At 51.1% G+C, this 2,385-nt stretch carries 2 protein-coding genes and 1 pseudogene; 1 reads left to right on the plus strand and 2 read right to left on the minus strand.

What is annotated here, in order from left to right; translation table 11 throughout:
* A partial coding sequence (locus C4885_RS15970) for an AAA family ATPase (protein ID WP_114001281.1) occupies positions 1-1,352 on the minus strand: 1,352 nt, incomplete at its 3' end.
* 89 nt (positions 1,353-1,441) lie between these two features.
* Between C4885_RS15970 and C4885_RS15975 the strand changes: the two genes are divergently transcribed.
* Positions 1,442-1,861: a nuclear transport factor 2 family protein gene (locus C4885_RS15975; protein ID WP_055059684.1), complete on the plus strand. Its 420-nt coding sequence runs from the start codon at positions 1,442-1,444 to the stop codon at positions 1,859-1,861.
* Positions 1,862-1,938: 77 nt separating this feature from the next.
* On the opposite strand, the pseudogene C4885_RS15980 reads toward C4885_RS15975, so the two are convergent.
* Positions 1,939-2,385: pseudogene (locus C4885_RS15980) on the minus strand (mobilization protein); the annotation flags it as partial.

A 2,385-nucleotide genomic window follows, 5' to 3' on the forward strand; every position in this document is an offset into this window, starting at 1 on the left:
ATGGGGCGCACTTCGTTTGCCCGGTTCATGTCGGTCTTTTCGCCCATGTACGCCTGTATGGGGTCAAGGATAATCAGACGCGCCCCGTTCTGCGTGATTGCCTTTTCTATGCGCTCGTCGGAGAGGGTAAGCTCCCGCTTGGCTTCATCAATCACAAGTACGCGGTCAAGGTCGGCTTCTGCTTCCATCAAGCGGGGCTTGACGGTATCGCCCAGCCCGTCCTCGGCGGTCTGGTAAATCACATTGAACGGCGGCAGGGGCTTCATGTTCGGAAGCTCCCGCCCGGTGGTGCAGGCGGCGGCAAGGCGTAGGGCAAAAGTGGTCTTGCCCTCGCCGGGATTGCCTTGCACAATGGTTACTTTCCCAAAGGGAATATACGGCTCCCATAGCCATTCAACGGTCTGTGTGTCCACCTCGCTCATACGGATAATCTCAACGGTTTCTTCCTGCGGCGGCTCTTTCAAGCCGTAAATCGCTTCCCGGATATACTTCCCGTCCGCGATTTCTCCCCGGCGCGTCTGCACCTCGTTCCAATCTTTGAAAAGGGGAATAAGACGGTGGACGGTCAAGCCCTCCGGCATAAGCTCCACAAGGCGGCTGCAAGCGTCGTTTCCGGCTTGGTCGCTGTCAAGGCAGAGGTAAACGGTCTTGATGTTCGGACGGTCAGAGAGGAAACGCAGCAGGGCTTTTTCTCCCACGCCGCCCAGTGCAAGGTAGCTTTGTTTCTGCCATTCCTTTTTGAACAGGCAGAGGAAAGATAAAAGGTCAATCGGTGCTTCAAAGACAAACAGCCTTTCGCCCTCGCCCCGGTAGCAGAAGTTAAAGGCTTTGTCGCTGCCTTTCACATCAAGCCGGAAGCTCCCGGCTGTGCCGCGCTGGTGGGCGTATCTCGGTATGCCGCTTTCATCTCTGCCGACGAATACGGCGTTGTGATGGGCGGCTTCCTCGTAAATATCGCCGCTGGAAATGAAAAAGCCCGTCACATCTTCATCAATGCGGCGGGTTTCGGTAAGATACCTTTTCACTTGTTCGGCGGTGGGGCTGCGGGGCGGCAATCGGAAGTCGGAGAGGGGCGCGGGGCTGTCCGGCGGTGGGGCTGCGCCTTTCTCTCCTGTGAGAAGTTCAACGGCTTCGGTAAAGCTCTTTCCGAAAAACTCCATGAGGAAGTCAACGGGGCCGCCGCCCTTGCTCTGGCTGTGCCTGTACCATTTGTTTCCCCGGACAGTCAAGCTGTCGTGCCGTTTCCAGCGGTACTCGTTCCCGGCGCGGGTAAGCTGCTCGCCCTGTGATTGCAGGAAAGAAACAAGGTCGGCTTGGTTGGCGTGGTCTATCTGTTCTTGGGTGTAATACATGGCTGATACCTCTCTTTCTGTGGTTGAATTGTTCATAGTTTTGATGTAGAATGAAACCGAAAAATCGGAAGTTAGTGAGGTGCTGGATTGTGAATGAAAGAGAAAAAAATATTCACTTATGGTTTGAAATGTGGCTTACAAAACAGGATTTAGGTATTGATAATATTTTTGCAGAAGATGTAATTTATACTGAAAGTTGGGGTCCAAAATATAATAACCGTCAAATCGTAAAACACTGGTTTCAGGAATGGAATACTCGTGGCAAAGTCGTTGCTTGGGAAATCAAACAATTTTTCCACAAAGGAAATCAGACGATTGTGGAGTGGTATTTCAAAAATGAAATGAACAATGGGAGCATAGAGGAATTTGATGGAATTTCCCTGGTTGAATGGACAAAGGATAATAAAATAAAATCATTGAAAGAGTTTGGCTGCAATTTGAATAATTATAATCCTTATGAGCATAGTGACCTGCCCGAATTTAGGGACGAAAGAGCAAGTTGGTTTTAATATTAGGAATCAATAGCGTCCATTTTATCGGAAAACATTTAGGACGGACAGGCAAAACCGCTTGCCCGTCCTTTCCTTTATCGCTCCTGTTCATGCCGCTTGGCGCGGTTCTGTGTCTGTTCCGGCTGGTCGGCGCGGAGTGCAATATCCACGCATTTGCGGATTTTTTGAAGCTCGGCAACCTCGGCGCGGGTATCTTTCAGTTTGGTATAATCGCTGTCCCTCTGCGTTTTGAGGTCAGCATATTCCTGTTCCCATTCCGCAATAGGCAAGGCCTTTGTTCCTTTCGGCAGATTTGCATGGAGATAGCGGTTTGCCGCGTCCCATAGGGTAAGCTCGGCGCGGCGGGCTTCCGCAAACTTCTCCTGTTTTCCTTTCCAGCGGATTTGCCGATACTCGTCCTGTATGGGCTTGTAGGTTTGATAATTTCTGCCGTACTCCATGAGCTTTTGCAGTTCTTTCATGCGCTGCTCGGCGGTTTTCATTCCCTCCCGGATTGAATAGGCTCTATCACTGACAGAGGA

This window comes from Subdoligranulum sp. APC924/74, from assembly GCF_003324125.1.
GTDB classification, from domain to species: Bacteria; Bacillota; Clostridia; order Oscillospirales; family Ruminococcaceae; genus Gemmiger; species Gemmiger qucibialis.